23 protein-coding genes and 1 pseudogene are annotated in these 25,815 nt (G+C 52.8%); 8 read left to right on the top strand and 16 right to left on the bottom strand.

Annotated elements, in window-relative coordinates:
- Window positions 1–28: 28 nt before the first annotated feature.
- From trpD to IPH59_16595, 11 genes are all read right to left on the bottom strand, one after another.
- Window positions 29–946: an anthranilate phosphoribosyltransferase gene (gene trpD, locus IPH59_16545; protein ID MBK7093295.1), complete on the bottom strand. Its 918-nt coding sequence runs from the start codon at window positions 944–946 to the stop codon at window positions 29–31.
- Window positions 940–1,512 carry an aminodeoxychorismate/anthranilate synthase component II gene (locus IPH59_16550; protein MBK7093296.1) on the bottom strand — a complete coding sequence of 191 codons (573 nt, stop codon included), beginning with the start codon at window positions 1,510–1,512 and terminating at the stop codon, window positions 940–942. Before IPH59_16550 ends, trpD begins: the two co-directional genes overlap by 7 nt.
- Window positions 1,509–2,981, bottom strand: coding sequence for an anthranilate synthase component I (gene trpE, locus IPH59_16555; GenBank protein MBK7093297.1), 1,473 nt, complete (start codon window positions 2,979–2,981; stop codon window positions 1,509–1,511). Before trpE ends, IPH59_16550 begins: the two co-directional genes overlap by 4 nt.
- A gap of 341 nt (window positions 2,982–3,322) precedes the next feature.
- Entirely contained in the window at window positions 3,323–3,694 is a 372-nt protein-coding gene (gene secG, locus IPH59_16560) for a preprotein translocase subunit SecG (GenBank protein ID MBK7093298.1), read from the bottom strand.
- Window positions 3,695–3,712: 18 nt separating this feature from the next.
- Window positions 3,713–4,468 carry a triose-phosphate isomerase gene (locus tag IPH59_16565; GenBank protein MBK7093299.1) on the bottom strand — a complete coding sequence of 252 codons (756 nt, stop codon included), beginning with the start codon at window positions 4,466–4,468 and terminating at the stop codon, window positions 3,713–3,715.
- A gap of 10 nt (window positions 4,469–4,478) precedes the next feature.
- A complete protein-coding gene (locus tag IPH59_16570) occupies window positions 4,479–5,669 on the bottom strand; it encodes a phosphoglycerate kinase (GenBank protein MBK7093300.1) in 1,191 nt (396 codons plus the stop codon).
- Between the two features lies 1 nt (window position 5,670).
- A complete protein-coding gene (gap, locus tag IPH59_16575) occupies window positions 5,671–6,663 on the bottom strand; it encodes a type I glyceraldehyde-3-phosphate dehydrogenase (GenBank protein MBK7093301.1) in 993 nt (330 codons plus the stop codon).
- Window positions 6,664–6,682: 19 nt separating this feature from the next.
- Window positions 6,683–7,354: an outer membrane beta-barrel protein gene (locus IPH59_16580; protein ID MBK7093302.1), complete on the bottom strand. Its 672-nt coding sequence runs from the start codon at window positions 7,352–7,354 to the stop codon at window positions 6,683–6,685.
- Window positions 7,347–8,399, bottom strand: a complete 1,053-nt coding sequence (locus tag IPH59_16585) for a 6-phosphofructokinase (protein ID MBK7093303.1) — start codon at window positions 8,397–8,399, stop codon at window positions 7,347–7,349. The genes IPH59_16580 and IPH59_16585 overlap by 8 nt, the downstream gene beginning before the upstream one ends.
- Window positions 8,400–8,451: 52 nt before the next feature.
- Window positions 8,452–10,281, bottom strand: a complete 1,830-nt coding sequence (locus tag IPH59_16590) for an aspartyl protease family protein (protein MBK7093304.1) — start codon at window positions 10,279–10,281, stop codon at window positions 8,452–8,454.
- 109 nt (window positions 10,282–10,390) lie between these two features.
- Entirely contained in the window at window positions 10,391–11,119 is a 729-nt protein-coding gene (locus IPH59_16595) for a glycerophosphodiester phosphodiesterase (GenBank protein MBK7093305.1), read from the bottom strand.
- 93 nt (window positions 11,120–11,212) lie between these two features.
- Here IPH59_16595 and IPH59_16600 point away from each other — a divergent pair.
- The 4 genes and pseudogenes from IPH59_16600 to IPH59_16615 all read left to right on the top strand — a co-directional run bounded on the left by IPH59_16600 (window position 11,213) and on the right by IPH59_16615 (window position 14,098).
- Window positions 11,213–11,757, top strand: a pseudogene (locus IPH59_16600) (NTP transferase domain-containing protein).
- Window positions 11,750–12,205: a dTDP-4-dehydrorhamnose 3,5-epimerase family protein gene (locus IPH59_16605; GenBank protein MBK7093306.1), complete on the top strand. Its 456-nt coding sequence runs from the start codon at window positions 11,750–11,752 to the stop codon at window positions 12,203–12,205. Before IPH59_16600 ends, IPH59_16605 begins: the two are co-directional and overlap by 8 nt.
- A complete protein-coding gene (locus IPH59_16610) occupies window positions 12,198–13,208 on the top strand; it encodes a GDP-mannose 4,6-dehydratase (GenBank protein MBK7093307.1) in 1,011 nt (336 codons plus the stop codon). Before IPH59_16605 ends, IPH59_16610 begins: the two co-directional genes overlap by 8 nt.
- Window positions 13,208–14,098 carry an SDR family oxidoreductase gene (locus IPH59_16615; protein ID MBK7093308.1) on the top strand — a complete coding sequence of 297 codons (891 nt, stop codon included), beginning with the start codon at window positions 13,208–13,210 and terminating at the stop codon, window positions 14,096–14,098. Before IPH59_16610 ends, IPH59_16615 begins: the two co-directional genes overlap by 1 nt.
- Window positions 14,099–14,155: 57 nt before the next feature.
- Here IPH59_16615 and IPH59_16620 read toward each other — a convergent pair whose 3' ends face one another.
- The 5 genes from IPH59_16620 to IPH59_16640 form a co-directional block, all read right to left on the bottom strand.
- On the bottom strand, window positions 14,156–16,075 hold the full coding sequence (locus IPH59_16620) for a hypothetical protein (GenBank protein ID MBK7093309.1): 1,920 nt from the start codon (window positions 16,073–16,075) through the stop codon (window positions 14,156–14,158).
- Entirely contained in the window at window positions 15,976–16,332 is a 357-nt protein-coding gene (locus IPH59_16625) for a hypothetical protein (protein MBK7093310.1), read from the bottom strand. Before IPH59_16625 ends, IPH59_16620 begins: the two co-directional genes overlap by 100 nt.
- 157 nt (window positions 16,333–16,489) lie before the next feature.
- Complete coding sequence (locus IPH59_16630; GenBank protein MBK7093311.1) at window positions 16,490–16,876, bottom strand: hypothetical protein; 387 nt, start codon at window positions 16,874–16,876, stop codon at window positions 16,490–16,492.
- Between the two features lie 39 nt (window positions 16,877–16,915).
- Entirely contained in the window at window positions 16,916–18,241 is a 1,326-nt protein-coding gene (locus IPH59_16635) for a B12-binding domain-containing radical SAM protein (protein ID MBK7093312.1), read from the bottom strand.
- Window positions 18,238–18,621: a hypothetical protein gene (locus IPH59_16640; GenBank protein MBK7093313.1), complete on the bottom strand. Its 384-nt coding sequence runs from the start codon at window positions 18,619–18,621 to the stop codon at window positions 18,238–18,240. The genes IPH59_16635 and IPH59_16640 overlap by 4 nt, the downstream gene beginning before the upstream one ends.
- A gap of 340 nt (window positions 18,622–18,961) precedes the next feature.
- Here IPH59_16640 and IPH59_16645 point away from each other — a divergent pair, with 340 nt between their 5' ends.
- Genes IPH59_16645 through IPH59_16660 form a run of 4 tightly spaced genes read left to right on the top strand, consistent with a single transcriptional unit; the run spans window position 18,962 to window position 25,811 of the window.
- A complete protein-coding gene (locus IPH59_16645) occupies window positions 18,962–21,232 on the top strand; it encodes an SLBB domain-containing protein (GenBank protein MBK7093314.1) in 2,271 nt (756 codons plus the stop codon).
- 14 nt (window positions 21,233–21,246) lie between these two features.
- The gene (locus IPH59_16650) at window positions 21,247–22,425 is read left to right on the top strand and encodes a glycosyltransferase (GenBank protein MBK7093315.1); all 1,179 of its coding nucleotides are present in this window, start codon (window positions 21,247–21,249) and stop codon (window positions 22,423–22,425) included.
- The gene (locus IPH59_16655; protein ID MBK7093316.1) at window positions 22,422–23,657 is read left to right on the top strand and encodes a glycosyltransferase family 4 protein; all 1,236 of its coding nucleotides are present in this window, start codon (window positions 22,422–22,424) and stop codon (window positions 23,655–23,657) included. Before IPH59_16650 ends, IPH59_16655 begins: the two co-directional genes overlap by 4 nt.
- A gap of 9 nt (window positions 23,658–23,666) precedes the next feature.
- Window positions 23,667–25,811: a bi-domain-containing oxidoreductase gene (locus tag IPH59_16660; GenBank protein ID MBK7093317.1), complete on the top strand. Its 2,145-nt coding sequence runs from the start codon at window positions 23,667–23,669 to the stop codon at window positions 25,809–25,811.
- Window positions 25,812–25,815: the final 4 nt, after the last annotated feature.

Genomic DNA, 25,815 nt, shown 5'->3' on the forward strand with positions numbered 1-25,815 from the left:
GATAGCAAGGTCGGCGCCCTCATCGAGGTCACCGGCTCTCTTCCGCAACGACGAGTGCGAATCCGGCATTGAGTATCGTCGCTATTTTGTAAGCCGAGTCCTTGCCGTCGAGCACGGCACGCAGAATTGCGAGATTGGCTTCCTTGTCGCCGCCGCGCAAGTCTGCGGGCACATAGCCGTTTTGAAGTGCGAGCGGCAGTTCGATGGGGTCTGAGAACAGGTCGGCATCGAGCCACTGGAAGCGATGGTTGATGCCCGTAGGGAGGATTTCGTCAAAGCCATGCGAGTTGTGTACCGTCACGATTGTTGTCTCAGGTAAATGTTGCGCCGCCGATGCAATCAACTCGGCTGTCTGGCGCGTCGCCGTGCCGATAAGTTGATGCGTCGCACGCGCGGGATTGAGCAGCGGTCCGAGCATATTGAACACTGTGCGAAACGCGAGTTCTTTGCGGACTGCCGCAACGTTTTTCATTGCAGGATGATAGTGCGGTGCGAACAAGAAGCAGTAGCCGATGTTGTCCAGCAACTGCGCCGCCCGTTGCGGCGAAAGTTCAAGATTCACGCCGGCGGCTTCGAGTAAGTCAGCCGACCCGCAGGATGAACTCATTGCGCGATTGCCGTGCTTGGCGACGGGTACACCGCAGGCCGCGACAACAAGTGAAGCGGCAGTCGAGATGTTGAATGAGTGCGAGTTATCACCGCCGGTACCGCAACAATCGAAAATCTGAGTTTGGCTGTGCGGCACAACGACGGCATGTTTGCGCAACGAGTGCGCACATCCGGCGATTTCGGAAACACTTTCGCCCTTCACTCGCAATGCCGTCAGAAACGCCGCAACTTGCGTAGGCGCGACTTCACCCAATGCGATGACATCCATCATGGCTTCAGCTTCGGCGAAAGTCAGCGATTCGCCGTGAGCCAGTTTGTGCAGAGTCTCTCTTACCATGTCCGCATATCCACAAAATTGTTGATGATCTTCATTCCCTCAGTGGTCAAAATCGATTCCGGATGAAACTGCACGCCAAACAACGGCGAGGTCTTGTGCTTAAGTCCCATCACTTCCCCGTCGGAAGTATAGGCGACGACTTCAAGCTCCGGCGGCAATGACTCTTCAGCGACGACCAGTGAATGGTATCGTGTCGCTTTGAACGGGTTGGGCAATCCAGCCATCAGCCCTTTACTGCGGTGGTAAATCTCCGAAGTCTTGCCATGAAGCAGACGGTCGGCAGAACCGACCTTGGCGCCGAACGCCTCGCCAATGCATTGATGGCCGAGGCACACGCCAAAAATCGGCGTGGTGGTGTGCATCGACTTGATGATTTCCAGCGATAACTCGGCCTCGCGCGGGTGCCCCGGACCGGGGGAAATCACGATTTTCTGCGGATTCATCTCGATGATTTTTTCAATCGTTGTCTCGTCGGGACGAAGGACAGTGAGATTTTTCTCGCGCTCGCCGAAGTACTGCACCAGATTGTATATGAACGAGTCGTAATTATCGATGAACAGAATCATAGCAGTCCTTCCTCAGCGATTCGGATCGCTTCTTTTAGAGCCGCGATTTTATTGCCGGTTTCGAGATATTCCTGCGCCGGAATCGAGTCGGCGACAATTCCCGCACCGGCTTGCAAGTGGAGACGGTTGCCGCGCTTCACGATGGTCCGTATCGTGATACACATATCGAGATCGCCGGAGAGCGAAAAATATCCAACCGCACCGGCGTAAGGCCCTCGGGATGTCTTCTCCAAGTCGGCAATGATCTCCATTGCCCTTAATTTCGGTGCTCCTGACACTGTTCCAGCCGGAAACGCGGCGCGAAAGAGATCGAATTGCGAAGAATCGTCGCGCAATTGTCCAATTACATTTGAGGTCATGTGCATTACGTGAGAATAGTATTCCATTTGCATCATCGAGGATACTTTGACCGAACCATATTTGCAGACGCGACCAAGATCATTGCGGCCCAAATCGACAAGCATTACATGCTCGGAGCGTTCCTTTTCGTCGCGCAGTAGTTCATTAGCCATGCGTTGATCGTCTTCAGGACTACGGCCACGACGCCGGGTCCCAGCAATCGGTCGAATTGTTGCCTGCCTCCCCTGGAGGCGAACCATAGCCTCGGGAGATGATCCGATCAACTCAATATCGTCAAACTGCAGATAGAACATGTATGGTGAAGGGTTGAGCATACGCAGTGCGCGGTAGACGTGGAAGCCGTCGACCTCTGATGTGCGCTCTTCACGTTGCGACAAGACTACCTGAAAAATATCGCCTTTGAAGATGTGTTTCTGCGCCTTGACGACAACGTCTTCATAATCACTTTGGCTGAAGTTCGACGCATATTGGTGATCGCTGGACACTTTGGTATGGTCCGACGTAATCGTGCGGCTGCTGAGAGCATCGCGGATTTGCTCCAAGCTGACATGTTCACGGCCGGAACCAAGCGAACCATCACTGTGGCGAAGGCGCAATAGCTTGAGCCGGCGCATGTAGTGGTCAAAGACGAGCACCGTATCAACAAAGTAATAGATACCGAGCGGCTGATTTGATTGCGGCAGGAGTCCGGCTAACTTAGGCTCAAAACACTGGACGATCTCATAAGAAGTATACCCGACGAGGCCACCAAGCAGTGGAATCTCTGCGCGCGAAGATTCCAGCGCAAAGGTCTCCAGCAGTTTCCGAACGCCCGCAAACGGATCCACGTGGGAGACATGATTGACAATCAATTCATTGTCACCGGAAGTCATCACGGTGCGCTCTTTCTCGATACGCACCTGCAACAGCGGATCGATGCCAATAAACGTGTAACGTCCAATGGCAGTGGGATCCTCAGCGGATTCGAGCAGAAATTTGGCGCCCAAAGGACGGAGTTTTAGAAATGCGGAAACCGGAGTCTCCAAATCACCGGGCAGATCGAGTTCGTCATACTGCAAAGCGATCTTGGCGGAGCCGTTGCTCTTCTTGAGGATTTCCAGAATATTCACATCAACTCCATAAAAAAACCCACCATCCTTGCGGATAGTGGGTTCGGTTTTCTGATTTCCGATTGATTCGGCTACACCGGCACTGCACCACTATCCATGGCAGATGTATACCACCACCAATAGTAGCCCATGGTAAAAACACAGAATAGTGCGCTGATGATTGTTGCCGTAATCATTGGGATGAATATAACGTACTTTGTCAACCTGTCAAGTCCCTTTTTGTGTGCAATAGCTGAACACCCGAGTCCGAACAACAATCGAGCACAAGCAGAAGGACATCACAACAAAAAAGGCAGGCCTTCGGAAAGACCTGCCTTCAAAAAATCGAATCTGCGAATCGACTACTGACCGCCACCTGCTGGAGGTGTCGTGGCCGGTTGTTCTGTCGGAGGCGTTGTCGCCGGCGCCTGGGCCGGGGCTTGCTGCTGCTCCTGATTGATGATGCGCTGCACTGCCGACTCGCCGCCGGTGGTGTCGACGCGACCACGCGAGGCAATTGTCAAGCTGATGCAAGAGATCATGAATAAGATGGCAAGAATTGTGGTGGCCTTGGAGAGAAAAGTTGCTGCACCGCGTCCACCAAATACCGCACCGGAAAATGCACCGCCACCGAAAGCGCCGGCAAGACCGCCGCCCTTGGAAGACTGCATCAACACGACGATGATCAATCCTGCGCAGACAATCACATGAAGAATAATCAGGAACGTAAACACTAAAAATGCCTCCTGCTCTTAACGAGCCGCTTCTATAATCTTGTTAAACGACTCCGCCTTCAGGCTTGCGCCGCCAACCAGTCCGCCATCTATATTGGGCTGGCTGAATAACTCGCGTGCGTTGTCGGGCTTAACCGAGCCGCCGTAGAGGATTCGAATTCCTTCCGCGGTGTTGCCAAATCTCTTTCGCAACAGGCTGCGGATGAAGTTGTGAACCTCTTCGGCTTGCGCCGGTGACGCCGTTTTGCCGGTGCCGATTGCCCAGACCGGCTCATAGGCGACGACTGTTCGTTCCGCCTGTTCCGCCGTAAGGCCGTCATAACATCCTTCGATCTGCGTGCGAACAACTTGTTCAGTCTGATTCGCTTCGCGTTGATCGAGAGTCTCACCGACACACACGATGGGAGTCAATCCAAGCGTAAGAGCCTTCTTGAGTTTGGAGTTTATGGTAACGTCCGTCTCGAAAAAGAACTGCCTTCGCTCAGAGTGTCCCAAGATAACGTGGGAACAGCCCAGAGTCAACAGCATTTTGCCCGACACTTCGCCGGTGAAAGCGCCCTCGTCCTCCCAGTACATGTTCTGACCACCGACCTTGACTGAGCTTGACTTAGCAGCATCAATCGTGGCGACCAGCGATGTAAATGGCGGACAGACAACAACTTCCGGCGATTGGGCTTTGCCCGCAAAGGAGGCTACCGCACCTGCCAATGCTTGAGCATCGGCAGGCAATGTGTACATTTTCCAGTTTCCAGCGACGATTTTGGTACGTGTCATTTCGCCGCGCCTAATCTGTTAACGCCGCGACGCCGGGAAGAACCTTGCCCTCAAGGAACTCCAGCGATGCGCCGCCGCCGGTAGAAATGTGTGAAAACTTCTTTTCAAGGCCCGACTTGGCAACTGCTGCAGCAGAGTCACCGCCGCCAACAATTGTGACTGCGCCGGAGCCGGTCAGATCGGCAAGGACCTTGGCCATCTCCATTGTACCGAGCGCAAACTTGTCGATTTCAAAAACACCCATCGGTCCATTCCAGACGACTGTCTTACAGCCGCTCAGCTCGGATTGGAATAGCTTCACCGATTCGGGTCCGATGTCAAGCCCCTTGAGATTGGCAGGAATTGATCCGGCGCTGTGATAACTGACGCTGGCGGTTTCGTTGACTTCAGCCGCACAGGCGAAGTCCACCGGAAGAATCAGCTTCACATTTTTAGCAGCCGCCTGCTTGAGCAGATCAGCCGCAAGTTCGATTTTATCGGATTCAAGAAGCGAGCCGCCGATTTCTTTGCCCTGAGCTTTCAGGAATGTAAACGCCATTCCACCGCCGATCAGAATCTTGTCGACCTTGCCAAGCAGATTGGTGATGACATCAATCTTGCCGGAGATCTTTGCGCCGCCCAGCAAAGCTGCAAAGGGACGTTTGGGATTGGCAAGAGCGCCGCCGAGGAAGTCGAGTTCCTTCTTCATCAGATAACCGGCAGCAGATTGCTCGAAGAAATGCGTGACGCCTTCCGTCGAGGCGTGGGCGCGATGCGCCGAGCCGAATGCGTCATTGACATAGAGGTCGCCAAGGAACGCCAGTTTTTCGGCAAATGCGGCATCGTTGGCTTCTTCTTCTTTATGGAAACGCAAGTTCTCTAGAAGCAGGATGTCGCCATTCTTGAGATTGGAAACTGCCTCTTCAGCAATTGGACCAATGCACTCGTCTGCGAATCGAACTTTTTTGCCGGTGAGTTTTTCGAGCACCGGTACAACCGGCTTGAGGCTAAACTCTGGAGTCGGACCACCTTTGGGGCGGCCAAGATGCGACATCAGAATCAACTTTCCGCCGGAGTTCACGACCTTCATGATTGAAGGAAGCGACTCGCGTATGCGCAAATCATCCTTAACAACTCCGTCCTTAAGCGGGACGTTGAAGTCGACGCGCATTAAAACGCGTCGACCAGAGAGTTGCAGATCGTCGATTGACAATTTTTTCATACTACATCATCCGTTCAAGAGCGTCCACCATGCGGCACGAGAAGCCCCATTCGTTGTCATACCAGGAGAAGACCTTGATAAAGCTACCCTTGGCTTGTGTCATGCGTGAATCGAAAACTGATGAATGGCTGTTGCCGACGACGTCAATCGAGACGATTTCTTCAGTACAGTACTCAAGGAACCCTTTCATCTTGCCGTTGGCAGCTTCCTTGACGGCATTATTGAGGTCATCTACCGTCACGTCTTTGGAAAGGATGGCGCAGAAGTCGACCAGCGAACCATCCGAAGTCGGTACGCGGACGGCTAGTCCGTCAAGTTTGCCCTTCATCGCCGGGATTACTTCGGCAATCGCCTTGGCAGCTCCGGTCGTTGTCGGAATCATTGAAAGCGCAGCGGCACGGGCACGGCGGAGGTCCTTGTGCGGCAGGTCGAGAATCTTCTGGTCATTGGTGTAAGCGTGGATAGTGGTCATCAAGCCCTTCTCGATACCGAACTTGTCGTTGATGACCTTCACTACCGGAGCCAGACAGTTGGTTGTGCAGGAGCCGATGGAAATGACATCGTGCTTGCTCTTGTCGTAATCGTCCCAGTTGACACCGAACACAAACGTTCCATCATGTCCCTTGGCCGGAGCAGAAATCAGCACCTTCTTGGCGCCGCCGGCGATGTGTTTCGATGCGCCTTCCTTATCGGTGAACTTGCCGGTTGATTCCACGACGACTTGCACACCTTGGGCGGAGTGCGGTAACTTAGCCGGATCGAGTTCCTTGGTGACCTTGATCTTCTTGCCGTTAACGATGATGTTGTCGCCTTCGACGCTGACTTCGCCATCGAACTTGCGATGCACGGAATCATACTTGAACAGATGCGCCAGTGTAGCAGCATCGGTGACGTCGTTGATCGTTACCACTTCAAGCTTGTTTTCCTTGACTGCTTTGCGCAGTATCAACCGGCCAATACGTCCAAATCCATTGATCGCAATCTTAGTCGACATAAACTCCTCAACTTCCCTGCTATTTGCTCAAGTTTAAGTACATAATTCCCAGCGAAAACTGCACGCCTGAATAGTCGCTGATTCCCGCAATATCTCCGGAAAATTTCACATTCATGTATTTCACTGTTACGTCAAACTGCAGCGACTCGGTCAGTGGAAATTCGACACCGCCGCCTGCCCACCAAGTCCAATCAGACTCGCTCGACAGTGAACCGTCAGTGTAGCGAATCCAGTACGAATCATAGGGTCCGAGGCTCGCCGTCTCCCTGCCGAGCACATAGGCTCCGCCGCCTTCGAAATAGGGCCGCGCCTTGCCGGGCAGCTGCTCGTTGAACGGTGTGAGTTTCAGTCCAGCCTGAATAGGATAGATCGAAGCCTGACCGACGAACCGGCCATCGAATACGTCATTGATATAGATCTCAAAAGTGATGTCGCCTTTGGAATATGATCCGAAGTTCAGAACACCGGCGAGGAAATCGACAAAATAGTAATTGAAGAAACCCTCGATGTAGAAATTGGTCTTATTCCCGAAGAGTTTGACTTCGTCATTGGGAGTACTCAAATCGTTTTCACTGTTGGTGAACAGCCCCAATCGGACGCCAACCGCACTGGTGCCCCCCGGCTGTGCGGCAAAAAGCGGCAGCTGTAGTGCGAGAATCATAACCCCTGCTGCGACAAGTCTTTTAACCAATATATTCCTCCGCCATTTCGATGAATTTTTCGTCGACACGCTTCAAGGAATATACGGCCTCCGTCAATTCGACACCAACAATTTCGTTTCCGCGCAGTGCAACCATCTGTCCGAAGCGGCCATCGCGAATGAAGTCGACAGCGGCTGAGCCATATCGCGTCGCCAGCACCCGGTCGTATGCCGACGGTGCTCCGCCGCGCTGAATGTGCCCGAGGATTACTGCACGTGCTTCGAACTTAGTGCGTTTTTCGATTTCATCAGCAAGCAATGTACCTATGCCGCCGAGCCGGACATGGCCGAACTGGTCGACTCCCATGTCCTTAACGATCAGCGAACCGTCCTGGTCAACCTGCGTATTGAACGCGACCTTTGCACCTTCGGAAACAACCACAATAGAGAAATCTTTGCCGCGTTTGTGACGTTTGCGAATCAGTTCGCAAACCTTGTCGATTACGACCGGACGCTCGGGAATCAAGATGACATCCGCGCCGCCGGCGACACCGGCATAGAGTGCGATCCAGCCTGTATGTCTGCCCATTACTTCAGTAACGAGGACGCGATTGTGCGATTCGGCAGTGGTATGCAGCCGGTCGATTGCTTCCATCGCGATGTTCACCGCAGTGTCGAAACCGAAAGTCTGATCAGTACCCGACAAGTCGTTGTCGATCGTCTTGGGAATGCCGACGATTTTGACGCCAAGTGCTCCGAGCTTCTGCGCTACACCAAGCGTGTCTTCGCCGCCGATGGCAACCAGGCAATCAAGTTCGAGATCCTTGAGGTTGCGCATGAGTTCGTCGGGATTTTCCGCATTCTTGAATGGATTGGTGCGCGAGGTCTTGAGCATGGTTCCGCCGCGATGAAGAATGCCGGAGACATCATTGATGCCGAGCGGTTGAACATTTGTGTCGCCCAGCAGTCCTTTCCAGCCTTCGCGGATTCCGATGACCTCCCAACCGTTCTTGTTGATTCCCTTGCGCACGACCGCCCGAATAACGGCGTTAAGCCCCGGGCAGTCTCCGCCGCCGGTGATAATCCCTACTCGCAATTTGTTACCTCCATCCATTTACTCTGTCTGTATATCGGCAAGTGGCGACAATTTAGTATAAACTGTCCAATATCAACTCGACGTTAATTTTCTCTTTCCCGCGCAAAATGTCAATAATAACCCGAGAGTACTTTCCTCCGATTAGCGCGGAGTTGATTTCGGCGACGCTCATACCATCGGTGGATCGACCTTCGATGGCAGCGATTCGATCCCCTACCTGTATTAATCCATCACCGGGCCGTCCCTGAATGACATCGGATACAATGATAGCATCCTCTGACTTTGCAAGGACAATGCCCGCCATATTGCGGATCGTGCTCAGCCGATCAAACTGATCTGTCGGTTTGAAGTAGATTGATTCTGTCGGGTAATCGAATGTCACAATGAAACGTTTAAGAACTCCGGCGCCGATGTTTCCGGCCGTCTGAGCGCCGGCAAAGATACCGGATTCCGAGGTCGAATAGTTCACCAGCACAGAATCAATGCGATAGTCGCAAAGTTCCAACGCCGGCAGTTCGCCGATGAGTCCCGATGAACCGCCGCCGATGCCGACAGCTGTCACTTGATGATATTGGCTGCGGTCTTCGGCGAGTAGATTATTGCGTTCCACGAAAGGCGAATTGAAATCCACTGTCGCTCCCGAACCGGTATCAAGGCGGAAACGACCGATGATGCCGTCATTGATTCTCGCATCGATGTACGGTAGCCGGAAATCGAGATTCAATCGGCACTCACTACCCCAACCGGAGCGATCAACCTTACTATCTCGATGTATGATGAGATTGGAGTCTTCATAATCCACGGTAATGGCAAATCGACTTAGCAGGTCATAGCCGACGATACCGTCAATGCGCTTGGTCCCGGCTGCCTGAAGTGGCGACAAATCCATCGCATAAACCGGCAAATCGCTCAGCGACAAATCGCCGATGTGAAGCGAGTCCAATTGGTAGACCTCGCTGACATCTGCCCCGCCAACGCCGCGAGCTTCGACCTGGCCGAGATGTTCGAGCTTGAGCCGTTCGACCAAATCAGCATTTAGTGCAGTGCCGCCCGCGCCCGAATCGAATATGAACCGCATGGTTCCGTAACCCGGAACATCGGCATCGAAGTAAATGTGATTCCGATACAATTCGAACGGTACGACTACTTCTGCCGTGCCGCCAAGGTCTGCAGCGGTATTATCGCCTAATTCAAATGCCGAGTCGGCAATGCTGGTGTTGAATTCCACGCTTTTCACGCGATTGACTCCGGCAACTATTCCGGCATCGGTAGCTTCGGTGGTCTGATGTGCCACCATAATACCGTCGACTAAGCGATAGTCTGCAGGATAGGCAAACACAATCGCCATATCCGTAATCAGCTTGACGCGCTGAATGAGGTAACTCTCTTTCGAAATTGCCACTGTGGCATCGGTACCGCCTTTGGGCGAAATCTTTACTTGATAGCACGACTTGCCTTCGACCTCGACGTCGTCAATCAACAGTTCGATAACGCCGTCAAATTTCGACGGTGTCATGTAGGTGCCGCGATCAAGAACCAACTGAGTGACTACCAGACCTTTCAAGTCGCCGGTCATGGAATGCGTCAATCCCATCTGATCGCGCAACCAGCAGTCGTCGCCGTTACAGACTTGCGTGTAGGTCATGATCGGAAGGGCCAGATCGACGCGGATCTTGTCGGGTGACTTGTAGAAGGTCACGGTGGTCCCCTTCATGCCGCCGACTTCAGTTTCTGACTTCACCACTGCCGACTTAATAGCGGCGAGATTTTCCAACCCGCCCATAGCTTCAGCGTGTTTCTTGAGTATGTCGTCAAGCGTCGCGCTCTGCGCGGACGCGCCGATAAACGTGAGGAACGCGGCAATGATCGCTCTAATAATCATCTGTAATCATCCATTTGATTGTTTAGGTGGAGTCTGATTTGATCTGGAATATCTGTGGAGTGATGTTGTTTCAAAATTTCCTGACAATCAAGTAACAGCTGGACAATGCCTATGCCACAGGACTGTGTTTCTTCTTTGCCAAATGTGTCATCTTCTCGGGCAAATTGGTGATTATTCCATCGACACCGATATCGATCAATCGCCGCGCTGTGAGTTCGTTGTCGACTGTCCAGACTGCCGCCGCAAAGCCGGCATCATTGAGTCGTTTGACGACACCCGGTTTTGCCAGCAGACGCGAGAGATGGGCAACGCTACAGCGAAGGCTCTGCATACGCTCGATCAGATTTGCTGAGAAGTCCAATTTCATTTTGACGTTGCGTATCGGTCCGACAATCAATGCCGTATGCGAACGCGGCACCAGGGTCTTAATCTTGCTAACGATCTTTGCATTGAAACTCGAGTAGATAATGGCCGGATCGGTGGCGTGCCGTCCGAGCGAGCGCACAAGATCGGACTCGATACCAGCCGATTTGATGTCTAAAACAATCTCAATTCTTCCGACAAACTCGTGCAGAAATCGGTCGAATCGCAACAAATGTTGGCGCGAATCCAGATGCAGTTTGTCGATAGTTTTGGAGTCGGTCCGGCTGAGATAACCGGAAAAACCGGTCATTCTGGACAGATGATAGTCGTGAAAACAATAGATGACGCCATCGCGAGAGCAGCGTAAATCGACTTCGAGCGCATCCGCACCGCAGTCGGTCGCATAGCGAAACGCAGATAAGCTATTCTCGGGAAAGAGCTTAGAAGATCCGCGATGTGCGATGATTCGTGTCATGTGTGGCGATGATAGCAGTTTCGAGTTGTCATTTCAACAAAAGACTTTTACCTTTATACGTCTGAATATGCAGTCGGGAGGCATGTTAAACCAGTGAAAGGCGTTATTCTTGCCGGCGGATTGGGAACGCGCCTCTATCCGCTCACAAAAATCACCAATAAGCACCTGTTGCCGGTCTATGACCAGCCGATGATATACTATCCGATTCAGACAATGGTCAGAGCTGGAATTACGGATATAATGATAGTCACCGGCGGCAATCACGCCGGAGACTTCTTGCAACTGCTTGGCAACGGCAAAGACTTCGGGCTCAACGAGATCCGCTTCGCCTACCAAGAGGGCGAGGACGGCATTGCCAGCGCTTTGTCGCTGGCTCGCCATTTTGTCGGGAAAGATCGTTTTTGCACGATTCTTGGTGATAACATCATTGAGGACGACATCCGGCCGCAAGTACAGCAATTCGCAGGCATGAGATTACCGATGTCTCCAACCATTACGTGCGCAAGTCCGCCTGTGGGTATCATGTCTTGACCGGCTGGTGGAGCGACGCTGGAACGTTTGAATCACTCTATCGTGCCAACGGACTGGTAAAGGAATTGCGAAACAAATCTCTCGGAAAAGGTGAATTACATGATTGATGGAGTAAAAGTTAAACAGCTCAAGGTCAACTGCGACGAGCGCGGCAATCTCTTCGAAGTATTGCGCTCTGACGACGAGATGTTCATCAAGTTCGGCCAGGCGTATGTTACCACATCATATCCGGGAGTTATCAAAGCCTGGCATATGCACAAGAATCAGTTTGACCAGATGTGCGTCATCGTCGGACGGGTTAAGTTCGTGCTGTATGATGCCCGCGAAAACTCATCCACCTACGGTGAAATCAACGAGCTGTTCTTCGGCGATCAAAATCGCATGCTGGTGCAGATTCCGCCGGGCGTTTATCACGGATTCAAGAACATCGGTATTGACGAGTGCATCGTGTTGAATATTCCGACTGAGGTCTACCAACACACCAGTCCAGACGAATACCGGCTCGACCCGCAAGACAAGAAGATTCCCTATACTTGGGCACGCCACGATGGCTGATCTCTCGGTTCTGGTTTGCGGCGGCTGCGGGTTTATCGGTTCGAACTTTGTCCGCGCCTTGGCGGAACACAATCCGCAATGCCGCATCACCGTTGCCGATGCCTTGTCTTATGCAGGCTATACCGACAATCTTGGTGAACTGCTTGAGAATCGCCACGTAGTCTTCTTCCTGCGCAATATCGCCGAATACGAAGGGATGCGCGAAGTCTTCCACAACAGCTACGATCTGGTAATCAATTTCGCCGCCGAGACTCATGTTGATCGCTCGCTGTACAACACATCGAGCTTCGTCCGCGCCAACATAGTCGGTGTCGATGTGCTGTTGGCTTTGTGCCGCGAGTTCAACGTGCCGTTCCTGCAGATTTCGACCGACGAGGTCTATGGCCCTGCCGGTGAGCACGACTGCTTCACCGAGGAAGCACAGCTTAAACCGTCGAGCCCCTATGCCGCAAGCAAAGCCTCTGGCGATCTGTTGGTACAGGCCGCTATCAGAACATTTGACCAGGATGTCGCAATCGTGCGCACGACCAACAACTATGGTCCGAGACAGTTTCCTGAGAAGCTAATCCCCTATTTCATTCACTTGCTTCAGCAAGGACAGCCATTGCCAGTGTACGGTGATGGTTTGCAGAAACGTTGCTGGCTGCATGTTGAAGACTTCTGCGCGGCTCTGCTCAAATTGATCGCCGACTTTCCTCGCGGGGAGATCTTCAATATCGGAGCGACTTCGGAATACACGAATCTCGAAATTGTCGAGTCGCTGATTCGACTTACGGGCGGGCGTTCGCCAATCAGCCACGTCACTGACCGACCGGCACACGACCGACGCTACTGGATAGATTCGAGTAAATTTATCGCGCGATACGGCGCCCTGTCCCAACGCGATTTGCTCAGCGGTTTGGAATCGACAGTGCAGTGGTACATTGATAACCCCAGAATCTTCGAACGACTCGGCGGTAACGAAGCAAAATCGTTCGAGCAAAGCCACTACCACCACCAATAATGAGTCTGCGCGTTCTGGTTACCGGCGGGTCGGGCCTGCTTGGCTCGGCGCTGGTGCGGCAGCTTTGCAGCACGCATGATGTCGTCGCGACCTACCAGACCAACGAACGCAATCTCCCCTTTGGCTGTGGCCGCTCTGTCAAAATTGACTTGAGCCACCGCGAGTCAGCACTGCAGTTGTTCAAGGATCAGAAATTTGATGTCGTGATTAACGCCGCCGGTGCAACCTCGGTTGATCGCTGCGAACGCGATCGTGACTATGTGCAGAAGGGGAATGTCGATATCGTCGAGAATCTTATTGCGGCATCGGCGACAGCACGCTTCCGACTGTTTCAGATATCTTCCGACTACGTATTTGACGGCAACGACGGTCCGCCGACTGAGCACTGGAAACCCAATCCGATCAACATCTACGGCACCAGCAAGCGACTCGCCGAGGAACGCATCGTCGAGTCGAAGATGAATGCCGTCATTCTGCGCGTGTGTGCGTTGTATTCCAACAGTCCCTCGGCCAAAAGCAATATCGCCAAGTTAGTTGCGCAGAGTTTGAAATCGAATGAAGTCTATCCGGCGGCAGATGATTTGTTCGCCAATCCGACTGAGGTCAATGATTTGGCTGAGGCGATAGTGAAGCTAATCGGAATCGCAGAATTGCCGCAGATATTGCATCTCGCACCGGCGGAGTATCTTTCTCGTTACGAATTCGCAATCAAGATCGCCGAACGTCTGGGCGCTGATCCGAAGCTGATTTCGCCAGTCAAGATTGACGATCTGGATTTGCCTGCGCTTCGACCCAAGTTTGCAGGTCTGCGGTCTGAGATCGCCGCAGGGCTGCTGGGTCGAGAGTTAAAAGGGGCGACGGAAATCGTGAAGACGCTCCCTGCAATGTAGGGCAGCGCGATTCTTCGGCATCGCTCCTGAATACTACAATCCGTGACTCAATCGAATCTAGTTACAGCCTCCACATGGGGCGGCGCCGCCACCAAAGATGAAGCTGATTAGATAAACTGCGTCAGATACATCAACTCCGCCATCGCAATCCGAGTCACCAACCCAAAGTGGACTTGGAGCTGTACCACCGCCAAATATGTAAGAAATCAAGAATACCGCGTCCGATACGTTGTAGGCACCGAGGCCATCCGGCCCGGCGCAATTTCCAGTGTAAAGCGTCAAGAATCCGTTGTCCGCCGCGACGTAGAGCACGTCGCCCTGCACCTCAAGCGCCCACGGCCAGCCGGGATTTGTGTCGTATGCTCCCGCCCGAAACGGCGCTTCAGGATTCGCGATATTGATTACTTGGATTCCCAGCGTATAGTCCGCCAGATAGAGATAATCACCGTTGATTGCCATGCTGCGGGTGAAGTCTACTTCAGTAACCTCCCCTACTTGAATCGGAATCTGCGGATCGCTGATGTCAAAGACAAAGAGTGAACCATATTGAAAACCTGTTGGATTCTCCATCGCGACGAACATATAATCACCTCGAGCAGCAATAGCAGCGTTCCAACCATAAGGTGGTGTCACCTGACTTACAATCAGAGTCGGCGATTGTGGAGTAGTTATGTCGTAGATAGATACCGCATGTGCCCAGTTGGAAACGAACAGTCGACCAGCATCGCTGTACAAGTAAATTATGCCCGGACTGTCGAATGTGGTAATCCACGTAGGTAGTGTTGGGTTCGAAATATCGATGACAGCAACTCCGGCGTCGTAATCTGCAACGTATGCGTAGTCACCTTGAACCACAATTCGTCCTATCTTGCGCGGTTCTGTACAACTTCCGGCCAGCACCGGCGCCGTGGGAATCGTCAAATCAAACACCAATAGTCCGCAGCTACTGTCAGTGACAAAAGCATAATTGTCGCGAATGGCGACCCCTTGAGCGTTGCCCGGTGTGTCATACGAAGCAACAACTTGCGGTTCTTCAGGGTTGGAAACATCGATTACTTGAATTCCAGCGACTCCGTTAGCTTCAACCGCGTAATTGCCGATCATTGCCAGATCATAGCCCATTCCGGGTGTTTCGAGTCTCCAGGTTTCTACTGGCAAGAGTGGATCCGCCAAGTCATAGACAGCCAGCCCTTCGTACCAGTGCGGCCCATAAGCAATACTACTGGACAGATGCAGGTTCTGTGTCATCCCGGAAATCGACCAGGAACCGACAATTTCTGGAGCAGACTCTACGGTAATATCCACGATCTTACAGTTGGTGTTTCCCTTGACGTACAAGTAATGATCCAGTCGCTCAATCCTGGTGGGCCAGAAGTCACCCGGATCCAGTTTCAATCTTGACATCAGAGAAGGTGCCAGCGGATTCGTGACATTAACTACGATGAGTGAAGTGTCCGCTCGGTTTGACACATAAGCATAGCTACCGCTAACTTCAACATCCCATGCATCACCATTACAGGAAACGCTGCTTAGCCACTGCGGAGACGTCTTGTTCGCAATGCTGACGATATTCAAATTCCATTCGTCGGTGACATACGCGTAATCGCCCTGCACATCGACATTATTCGGTAACATTGGAACGTTGACGAACCCGAGCGAGACCGGCGACATCGGGTTGGATATGTCGAATACTTCCAGCCCTGATAGCGAATTCATGACCGACGCGTGCGTCAGGTAGAAATAGTCGCCGACAATGTCAAAGCCATAAAAATAGCAGCCGGACACCGTAGGAAACACATTCAGCAGTGTCGGACTCGCCGTCACATCGAAGACCAACAGACCTTTATCAAGGATTACGACATAGAGCGCATTCCCCACTATCGCAAGTTCTGCGTTGAATGCCGGGTAGGGATACCTGTATAGAATGACTGGCGCTGCCGGATTTGTGATATCCACCACTTCCAAGCCATACGCCATCCAGCAATATGCGCGATTGCCGGAGACAACTGCGTCTGCCATCCCTTGCCAAAGGGTTGAACCTCCAGGGTGATCGACATTTCCGCTTCTTGACCCGCCAGTTCTTTAGCCAGCGAATTATAGCCGAGCGATTCATTCTGTTGATGTTCTTTGATGCTGGCGCGAGATAAAGAATTGTCGAACGCACATACCTCCGACGAAACGATCAACAACACTGCAAATGCTGCCAGTGCCTTCAGCCATTGGAATACTTGCATGGTTCCTCCCCAGTAGCGCTACCGAGCTACGACGGGTTAGGTTTTCAGAATTGGTTTGATGTTCTTAACAAAGTTAAGAAACAGGGACGCAACTGTCAAGGATAAAAGTGCCAGACCTGCCGAGACAATTGCAGTTAGTGCTCGTGGTCTGCCCGCTTTACGCTCTGGCCTTCCGCAGTTGCATAAATGCGACTCCAAATAGCACCAGAAACACCAAGTCAGCAATCGCCCACGGCTTCCACATCCCGGGAATTCCACTGCTGAACCAGTAGGCAAATACGATTGCGCAATAGGCGACTTTGAGCAGCATGCCGTAAGGTATCAAGTTGCAAGACCGTACAGGTTCGCGGGCGATTTGCAGGTACATCATGCCAAAGACTATCAGCAATGCTCCGGGAAACTGCACGTAGCCGGGATGATTCGGCGGCGCGACCTCGAACATCGCGAACAGATTGTCATGAAACAGAATAAACGCTACACCGAGGAATGCATCATAAACAAAAGCAATATAGAATAGCGCCTTGATCCATGCTTGGTTCTTCATCTTTGACTCCCTGCGCAAACAAAGTGTTTTCTCGACAAGCTAGTTAACCTCACGGCCCGCCTTTAGCATTCCTTTGAATCGCTCGCGCCTCTTGCGATAAGCCTCATCCGAATACAGCCTCACCGCGAGGTCCCGGAATCCAAGCTCAAGTTGCTCTACCGTCATCTGTTTAGGTACGTAATTGACATCGAATAGCGTGCACTTGCGCCACGCCTCCGGCTCAATCAGTCGCTTTTCTTTGGCGAGACGATCATAAAGCGGCGTTCCCGGAAATGGCGTCTGGATCGTGATCTGTACTTCGTGAAGTCCAGTCTTCTCAACAAATTCGACAACGTCGTCAAAGATCTTTTCATCTTGCCCATCAAGACCGAGAATGAAACAGCCGTTGACGCTGATCCCATGCGACTGAATCGCGCGAATCTTCGACTCGTACTTCTGCCACTGCTTGCTCTTCCAATTTCCTCGGATCTCCAGCCCGGAGAGCGAAGCCGCCGTCGGGCTTTCGAGTCCGATCAAGACCTGCGCACATCCGCTCTCGCGCATCAAAGTGAGCAACTCATCGTCATCGCCAACCGAGATATCCGTCTCCGTAAACCAGCGGACATGTCGCCCCTTGAGTTGAGTAAGCAGTTCTTTCCAATAGCTGCGGTTAACCAGCGAATTGTCGTCGGCAAATTCGATAAACGGGTGCGACCAGGTCGCGCGAATTCTGTCAATTTCCGCAATCACTCGTGCCACCGGTTTTTGTTTATATTGCTTTGTCAAGAGCACCGAACTGGCACAGAACTCGCATAGATGAGGACAGCCGCGACTGGTTTGTACTGTGAGTCGATTGTAGCGGTCCGGAGCCAGCAATTCGAATGCCGGCATCGGCGCCTGCGCAAGGTCGAATTCCCGTTCCCGTCCGTCATAGAACTGTTGAAGCTTTCCAGCCTCGAAGTCGGCAAGCAGATCTGTCCAGACCGATTCACCCTCACCGATGACAACCGCATTGGCATGACGGGCTGCCTCTTGCGGAAGACTCGTCACATGCAGACCGCCCAGAACCACAGCGATACCCTTGTGGCGATACTCATCCGCCAGCGCGTAGGCTTCGTCCATCTGCGCCGAGTAACTCGAAATCGCGACCAAATCAAATCCTTCCGGCACTTCCCCGTGTTCGCGCGCCGCCGCCAGTTCGCTGATTTCAAAGTACTTTACATCATGCCGGCTCGGAGTCATTCCAGCCAGCGTTAGTAACCCGAGGCTCGGAAGTGATGCTATGATCTTACTGCGCTCGACAAATCCGGGAAGTGTCAGTCCAAGGCGAAGCAGCTCTTCATCGCATACCCGTATCCCGCTCATGGCGATTAGGGCAATCCTCATACAGACAATCCCTTCACGAAAAATATCACCAGCGCCAACAGAAGCGACACCACCGGTACCGCAAAGAAATGACGCACTGGTTTACGAAATGCCGATAGATAGCAGACCAGCGGCATCGTTACGTGGCCCACAACGAGAAGAATCGAAGGCCACTGTCCCGGGTCCGGCATGGCGCCGGTCTTGATGCTGAAGAAGTACGCGAAATTGACAATGGCGATACCGAAAAACGAAATGTGCCCCAGACGTGTCATCCGCCGACGCCACGACCCATACCCGCCGAGCCAATTCTCGTCGTGGAAGAACATTCCCTGAATCATTCCGGCAAGGAATCCCGCAAAGATTCCTCCCCAGGCAACATACAGGTTAATCTCGGGGCTCATCATCGACCCGCCCTGGTTACAGTGTGATTAATCAGGCTTAAGTATGGAGTTCTGTAGCAATATTTGTCAAGCGTTAGTTCTTCGACAGCAAAGCGCCTGTCGTCATCGCCCAACAACGGAAAGTAGACTCCCCTTTCCCACTTGGAGAGTCTGGGGTGAGTGCTCCGGCATTCCCTTCCCCTCCTCCAGAAAACTATTCCCTCCCATCCGCAATCACCCGAAACCCTGTCTTTATAATCCCCTTATTCTCAACCACTTATACGACTGTTTCATTTCGGCATCATCCTTGCTATGGCATAGCCTGAACGGTTCATAGGATGAACCGCAGGAGAGAGAGAATATGAAGATTTTTCAAGCTGTCGTCTTAGGCATCATCCTGACGGCAACAACAGTCGCGCAAAACTACCCGAAGCGCGACGGCGTTAACTACGACGATCTCATTCGTAAATATCCATCTTCATCCACCACGGAGATGGATCGATATCAATCCCCGTACCTGCTGCCAGACACCACCGCCCGGCTTGAACAGGATCCGTCCAAGGTTCAAGCCCGGGCAGCCCATCCCGACAGCGTTCGCACCGAGCTATTCGGCTACAACCTGTTCGCGCGCGGCGGCACTACCAACGAAATTCCGCAGAACCTCGCCCTCCCGGAGGATTACAAACTCGGCTCAGGCGATAATCTGATTGTCAATCTCTGGGGCAAGGTCGAACAAGAATACAATCTCACCGTCGACCGCCAGGGCGCGGTGTTTATCCCCAAGATCGGCGAAGTCGCTGTTTGGGGCCTGACTCTTCAACAGGCCGAGAAGCGGCTGCGCGAAAAGCTCGGCACCGGGTTCTCTGATTTCCAGATGACCTTGAGTCTCGGCAAACTTAAATCGATTCAAGTATTTGTTTTTGGCGAAGTAAAATTTCCCGGGTCCTACAGTGTCAATTCGCTGTCGACGATGTTTTCGGCGCTTTATCTCGCCGGTGGCCCGAGTGAACGCGGGAGTCTTCGCCGAATAAAACTGATTCGCTCCGGAGTGGAAACAGCATCAATTGATCTCTATCAGTTCCTGCTATTCGGCAAAAACGTTGCCGGTGTTTCCTTGCAGTCCGGCGATGTCGTCTTTGTCGATGTTGTCGGCAAACGCGTAAAGGTCGAAGGCGCAATCAAGCGTCCGGCTATCTACGAAATTCTCGGCACCGAGTCGATTTCGGAAATGATCGAGCTTGCCGGCGGAACACTACCGAGCGCATACCTCGAGAGAGTCCGCGTCGACCGTGTCACCACCAACGACGCGTATCAAGTTCTCGATCTCAATCTCAAGGACGCGGCTTCACCTGACTTGGCGTTCGCCATGGAAGACGGCGACGAGGTCAGCATTGAGTCGATCTACGATCATAAGCAGAATGTCGTCTACCTCGAAGGACATTTCCGTCATCCCGGTCTCTATCAGTATCAGGAAGGCTTGACGCTTGCCCAGTTATTCAAGAACGGCTGCGATCTCGAAGAACAAGCCTACCGCGGACGAATCGACATTCTCCGTTGTGAAAACGGCCGCGATACGTCGCTGGTCACTGTCGATCCGGAAGAAGTAATCGCGGGAATCATCGAGGTTCCGTTGCGCGCCGGCGACAAGTTGATCGCCTATTCGCGCGAGGATGTTACCGCCAAGCGCACGGTCTCCATTTTTGGAATGGTGACGCGCCCGGGCGATTACTCCTACTATGAAGGCATGAAGGTCTCAGACCTGGTGTTCAAGGCGGGCAACTTGATGCAGTCAGCCTATCCACTCAGAATCGAACTTGCGCGCACCATGGAAGACGGGCAACGCGAAGTGCTCTATGCGTCACTCGACGACCCCACCGGCGACATGCCGCTCTCGGAACACGACAAGATTTTCATACGCCAAATACCCGGCTGGGAAGAACGTGATATCGTCACCATTGAAGGTGAGGTCCGCTTCCCCGGAAAGTATGTAATCACCAAAGAAACCAACTCCCTCTACTCCTTGATACAACGTGCCGGTGGATTGAGTGATGATGCATTCGCCACCGGTACGGTGTTTACACGCGGCACGATCATATCCGATCTGAAGCGTCGCGGTGTAGATGAGTTGATCAATCGCTCGGCGGAGAAACTTGAAGACGATTCCGGGAAAATCCGAATCGACTCCTCCGCTGTTCTTCGCGACAACAACATGTCGAACCGGATTGTGGTTCACATCGATGAACTGCTCAAATCCGGCGACAGTCGTTATGACATCATTCTCAAAGACGGCGATCAAGTTTACATTCCATCCAATCCGGCCGGAATTCAAGTTCTCGGCGCTGTGCCGTCAATCAGCACGATTGCCTATCAAGACGGCAAGAAGGCTGATTTCTACGTCAAGCGGGCGGGCGGATTCCTTCCCAACGCCGACAAAAAGCACGTCCAGTTGATCCGCGCCGATGGCACTATTGTTTCCGGTCGAAGCTCACTCTCGAAAGAAGTGCGCCTCGGAGATGCAATCTATGTCCCAACGAAAGTACACAAGGAGCGCGACTGGCTCAAGATTTTCTCGACGACCGCATCTGTAGCGGCAAGTATCGCGACCACAATATTCGTTTTTGACCGGCTGTAATGGGAACGACGACAATGAAGAACCAACACGATCAGAAACTGCCGATAGTCTGTCTGTCAACCCAGGACTACGGCGACCTGTGGACACGCAAACAACGCTTTATGAATATGTTCGCCGACGACGGTCATCGCGTGATCTACGTCGAGTCCCAGTGGCATCTGCTGACGTACCTTAAGCGATTCTCCGGACAGCTTGCCCGTCCGTTCCGTTTTCTCGGCAAACCGCGCAAGGTGAAAGACAATCTCTTTGTCGCGACACCGCCGCTGCTCTTGCCGTTTCATCAGATGGCAACACCGATTGCAGTGATAAACAATCTGATTCTTGGCCTTTGGCTGCGTTGGACAACGCGACGCCTCGGAGTGAAAGACTCGCTGGTTTATTCCTATGTCCCTTATTCGCATCTGGCGATACGGATTCTTGGAAGCAAGAAAGTCCTCTACGAAAAAGTCGACGACCTAGCCGCCGCCAAAGGATTGGTGCGCCGGTCAACAGTGGAGTCGCTTGAGAAGCAACTCCTCAAGATGTCGCAACTCGTAATTGTCACCGCTACGAAACTGAAATTTTTGCTCGGCAACCAACACGATAGCATTCACGTGATTCCCAACGCTTGCGAGATAGAACACTTCGACGGCTCGGCAACAACTGAAACAGAGCCACTGCGCATGCGGTCGATTCTCAAACCGCGTATCGGCTTTGTCGGAATGCTCGCCTATTGGATCGACCTCGATCTTGTCGAGAGCATGGTCAAGGCGAGACCGAGTTGGCAGTTTGTTTTCATCGGTCCGGTCTCGGTTGATGTCTCGCGCTTTGACAAGTATTCCAATATCCATTTCATCGGGCGTGTTCCTTACGACTATCTGCCTTCCTACATGGAAGCCATCGATGTCTTCATGAACCCTTACTTGCGCGACGAGATTTCCGAATCCTGCTCGCCGCTCAAGGTATTCGAATATCTCGCCGCCGGCAAGCCGGTGGTGAGCGTACCGATGCCCGAGGTTCTCCGTTTTGCACCTTTCGTCAGGCTCGCCGACAACTCCGAACAATTCGTCGAACGAATCGAGGAGCTGCTCGCCATGAAAGCCATGGAACGGCGCAAACTCTCAACGCAACTGCGCGCACTGGTCAAGCACGACAACTGGCAGGATCGCTTCGACCGCACCCGCAAGCTGCTGCAGGAGACCTACGATCTATGAAAATCGCCATCAACTGCCTTCTGGTCGAACCGGGTCAAACCGGCGGCGGCGAAACATTTCTCGTCAATCTGATTGAACGACTCGCCCGTCTCGACACCAAGAATGAATACTTGTTGATTGTCACCGAGTCGAACGCGCGACTCTTCGCAACTTCGAACCCGCGATTTACTCAATACGTAGCGCTACCGTCGGCTCAATCGCGTCTACGGCGGCTGTGGTTCGAGTATCAATCGCTTCCGCACTTGCTCAAGCGTGAAGGGGTTGATTTGTATTATTCGCCATTCGGAACACTTCCCTATGGACTGCCCTGCAAGTCGGCTGTGACATTTCAGAATTTACTCTACATCGACTTTGCGAATAGCACTCCCTTTCGCGGGCGCACTCCGCTCGGTTGGTTGAAGATCAATCTTCAGGCGCTGTACTACAAGACTACCACCCGCTCGACGATGCGCCGCGCTGATAGAATTTGGGCAGTCTCGAACACGACAGCAAACGCTCTGAGTGACAACTATGAAGTTCCGCCTTCCAAGATCGAAGTCATATACGAAGGCGTGAGCATTGAACAATTTCATCCGGAGCGTCAAAACGATCTCCCGGAACGTCCATTCGCAGGGCGCTATGTACTTATGGTCGCATCACTCTATCCGAACAAGAACATCGACAAGGCAATCTGCGCCTTTCGCAACGTGGTCGATCGCGGCATGCCGCACCATTTGCTGATCGTCGGAAACGACTGGCACCACTATCGCAAGGAACTCGAGAAGCTGGTCAAGCGACTGCACCTTGAGGAACGCGTTCATTTCGTCGGCGGCGTCAAGCACGAGGAGATTCCTGCTTACTTCAAACACGCCGAGCTCTTCTTGATGATCTCAACTGTCGAATCATTCGGACTTCCGGTTCTCGAAGCAATGGCCTCGGGAGTGCCGGTGCTGATTTCTCAGCGTTCATCGTTACCGGAGATTGCCGGCAATGCGGCACTGACGGTCGACATCCAGAATACAAATCACATTGCCGACCAGATGGTTCGAATTCTTACCGACCGCGCATTGTCAAACAGTCTGCGCGAACGCGGTCAGACTCGCGCCCGCAGTTTCGATTGGAATGAAACTGCCGCTCGCGCCATCGACTTATTCAACGGACTATCACACGCGCCGCAGCCGGCGCCGGACATCCATAGAAAGGAATCTATCGATGACACCTACAAGTCTCAGATCCCGACAGCCACGCACTAAGGCGGCGGCATGAAGCAGGTACTGCAATACCCGCGCAAGGATGGCTTGCTCACCGAGGACTGCTCGCTGCCATCGTGCAAACCCAACGGCATCGTTGTTGACAATCGCTTTTCGCTGATTTCGCCCGGCACCGAACGTGCCATTATCGATTTGGCGTCGCAGAGTCTTGCCGGCAAGGCGCGTTCACGTCCTGATCTCGTCAAGCAAGTGCTCGACAAAGTTCGTACTGAAGGCTTAATCAACACTCTCAACAAAGTCCGAGCCAAACTTAACTCACCGATTCCGCTCGGCTACAGTTCCAGCGGTGTTGTCGTTGAAACGGCTGCCGGTGTACACGAATTCGCAGTCGGCGATCGCGTCGCTTGTGCCGGATTCGGCTACGCCTGCCACGCTGAGCAAATCTACGTGCCCAAGAATCTCGCAGTGCATCTTCCATCGACGCTTAGCCACCAGGAAGGCGCCTTCGTCACTCTCGGTGCAATCGCCCTCTGGGGTGTACGCCAGGCATCCGTTACGCTTGGCGAACGCGTCGCTGTGATCGGCCTTGGATTGCTTGGTCAAATAACCGTGCAGCTGCTGAAAGCAAGCGGCTGCCAGGTTATTGGCATCGATATCGATGAACAACGCCTGACAGAGACATCGCGCTTCGGGGCAGAACTTCTGGTCAACTCTGGTGACGACCTTGCGACCAAAGCAATCTCGCAATTCACCGATGGACTCGGCGTCGACTGTGTAATTATCACAGCCGCCACCAAATCCAATCAACCGATTGAATTTGCCGCCGAAATTTGCCGCGACCGTGGACGAGTTACGATAGTTGGCGATGTCGCAATGGAGATTCCACGCAAACCGTTCTACAATAAAGAACTCTCGCTTAATCTCTCGCGCTCGTACGGTCCGGGACGCTATGATCCGAGCTACGAAGAGCAGGGCCACGACTACCCGATCGGCTATGTCCGCTGGGCGGAAAATCGCAACATGTGTTCATTCCTTGATCTCGTCGCCGAAGGCAAGGTCGATGTCAAGTCGTTGATTACCGACACCTACGAAATCACTCGCGCTGCCGACGCGTTTGCGCGCATCGAATCCGAGAAGGTGCTCGGATTGCTGCTTAACTATGGCGAAGCCGTTGTCGAACGCAGACTACTGGTGTCCAATTCGCGCACCACTCACAATTCCGATACCATCACGATTGGATTTCTTGGCGCAGGAAACTTCTCGACCGGCGTCTTGATGCCGGCACTTCAAGGCAATAAGGATTTCCACTTGCAATCACTCTATTCGGCGACGCCGCACAAGGCGCGCGCCGTTGCCGACCAATATCGATTCAACGGAATCGCTGAGTCCGAAAGCGGACTGCTGTCCGACTCGTCGCTTGATGCTGTGATGATCGCAACACCGCATAATCTACATGCGGCCCAGGTCGTGCAGGCACTCAACAATGCGAAACACGTCTTCGTCGAGAAACCGTTGTGCCTCACGGCGGGCGAACTTGATAATATTCGAACTGCATATCAACTCTCAGGCACCACACTGATGGTCGGATTCAACCGCCGCTATTCGACTTGCGCGAACAAGATCAAGAATCACTTGAGCACGCGAGTCAACCCGGTGATGTTCACCTACACCATCAATGCCGGATACATCCCTAAACAAAACTGGATTCAGGACGATAACATTGGTGGCGGTCGCATTCTTGGCGAGGTTTGCCACTTCATCGACCTGATGACGAATCTTCTCGGTGAGCGCGTGGCAACTGTCAGAACCGACTCCATCAAGGGCTCAAGGGGACAGTATCTGAGCGACGATAATATCGTGATTCATCTCACGATGACAAATGGTTCAACGGGAGTTGTGGTTTATACGGCTATGGGTGACAAGTCATTTCCAAAAGAAACTCTCCAGATCTACTCCGATGGACAGGTACTCTCGATGTTAGACTTCCGCGAACTTTCGCTCTTCGCCAACGGCAAGATGCGAACGCTCTATCGCGGTGCCATGAACAAAGGCTTCGACGCAGAGCTAGCCGAGTTCAGCCGCATGATTAAGTCGGGTCAAACTTCCGAAGAAGCTGAGTCATACTTCCATTCAACCGAAGCAACAATTGGCGCGCTCTATTCGCTGCAAACCGGCGATTCGGTGGCGCTCAACTAAGGGA

The sequence above is a fragment of the bacterium genome (assembly GCA_016708315.1).
In the GTDB taxonomy this organism is placed as follows: Bacteria; Zixibacteria; MSB-5A5; order CAIYYT01; family CAIYYT01; genus JADJGC01.

Coding starts and splice junctions, on each gene's coding strand:
- trpD (MBK7093295.1), bottom strand. CDS start 946: ATGGTAAGAGAGACTCTGCACAAACTGGCTCACGGCGAATCGCTGACT.
- IPH59_16550 (MBK7093296.1), bottom strand. CDS start 1,512: ATGATTCTGTTCATCGATAATTACGACTCGTTCATATACAATCTGGTG.
- IPH59_16565 (MBK7093299.1), bottom strand. CDS start 4,468: ATGACACGTACCAAAATCGTCGCTGGAAACTGGAAAATGTACACATTG.
- IPH59_16570 (MBK7093300.1), bottom strand. CDS start 5,669: ATGAAAAAATTGTCAATCGACGATCTGCAACTCTCTGGTCGACGCGTT.
- gap (MBK7093301.1), bottom strand. CDS start 6,663: ATGTCGACTAAGATTGCGATCAATGGATTTGGACGTATTGGCCGGTTG.
- IPH59_16590 (MBK7093304.1), bottom strand. CDS start 10,281: ATGATTATTAGAGCGATCATTGCCGCGTTCCTCACGTTTATCGGCGCG.
- IPH59_16595 (MBK7093305.1), bottom strand. CDS start 11,119: ATGACACGAATCATCGCACATCGCGGATCTTCTAAGCTCTTTCCCGAG.
- IPH59_16605 (MBK7093306.1), top strand. CDS start 11,750: ATGATTGATGGAGTAAAAGTTAAACAGCTCAAGGTCAACTGCGACGAG.
- IPH59_16610 (MBK7093307.1), top strand. CDS start 12,198: ATGGCTGATCTCTCGGTTCTGGTTTGCGGCGGCTGCGGGTTTATCGGT.
- IPH59_16615 (MBK7093308.1), top strand. CDS start 13,208: ATGAGTCTGCGCGTTCTGGTTACCGGCGGGTCGGGCCTGCTTGGCTCG.
- IPH59_16620 (MBK7093309.1), bottom strand. CDS start 16,075: ATGGCGTATGGCTTGGAAGTGGTGGATATCACAAATCCGGCAGCGCCA.
- IPH59_16625 (MBK7093310.1), bottom strand. CDS start 16,332: ATGCAAGTATTCCAATGGCTGAAGGCACTGGCAGCATTTGCAGTGTTG.
- IPH59_16630 (MBK7093311.1), bottom strand. CDS start 16,876: ATGAAGAACCAAGCATGGATCAAGGCGCTATTCTATATTGCTTTTGTT.
- IPH59_16635 (MBK7093312.1), bottom strand. CDS start 18,241: ATGAGGATTGCCCTAATCGCCATGAGCGGGATACGGGTATGCGATGAA.
- IPH59_16640 (MBK7093313.1), bottom strand. CDS start 18,621: ATGAGCCCCGAGATTAACCTGTATGTTGCCTGGGGAGGAATCTTTGCG.
- IPH59_16645 (MBK7093314.1), top strand. CDS start 18,962: ATGAAGATTTTTCAAGCTGTCGTCTTAGGCATCATCCTGACGGCAACA.
- IPH59_16650 (MBK7093315.1), top strand. CDS start 21,247: ATGAAGAACCAACACGATCAGAAACTGCCGATAGTCTGTCTGTCAACC.
- IPH59_16655 (MBK7093316.1), top strand. CDS start 22,422: ATGAAAATCGCCATCAACTGCCTTCTGGTCGAACCGGGTCAAACCGGC.
- IPH59_16660 (MBK7093317.1), top strand. CDS start 23,667: ATGAAGCAGGTACTGCAATACCCGCGCAAGGATGGCTTGCTCACCGAG.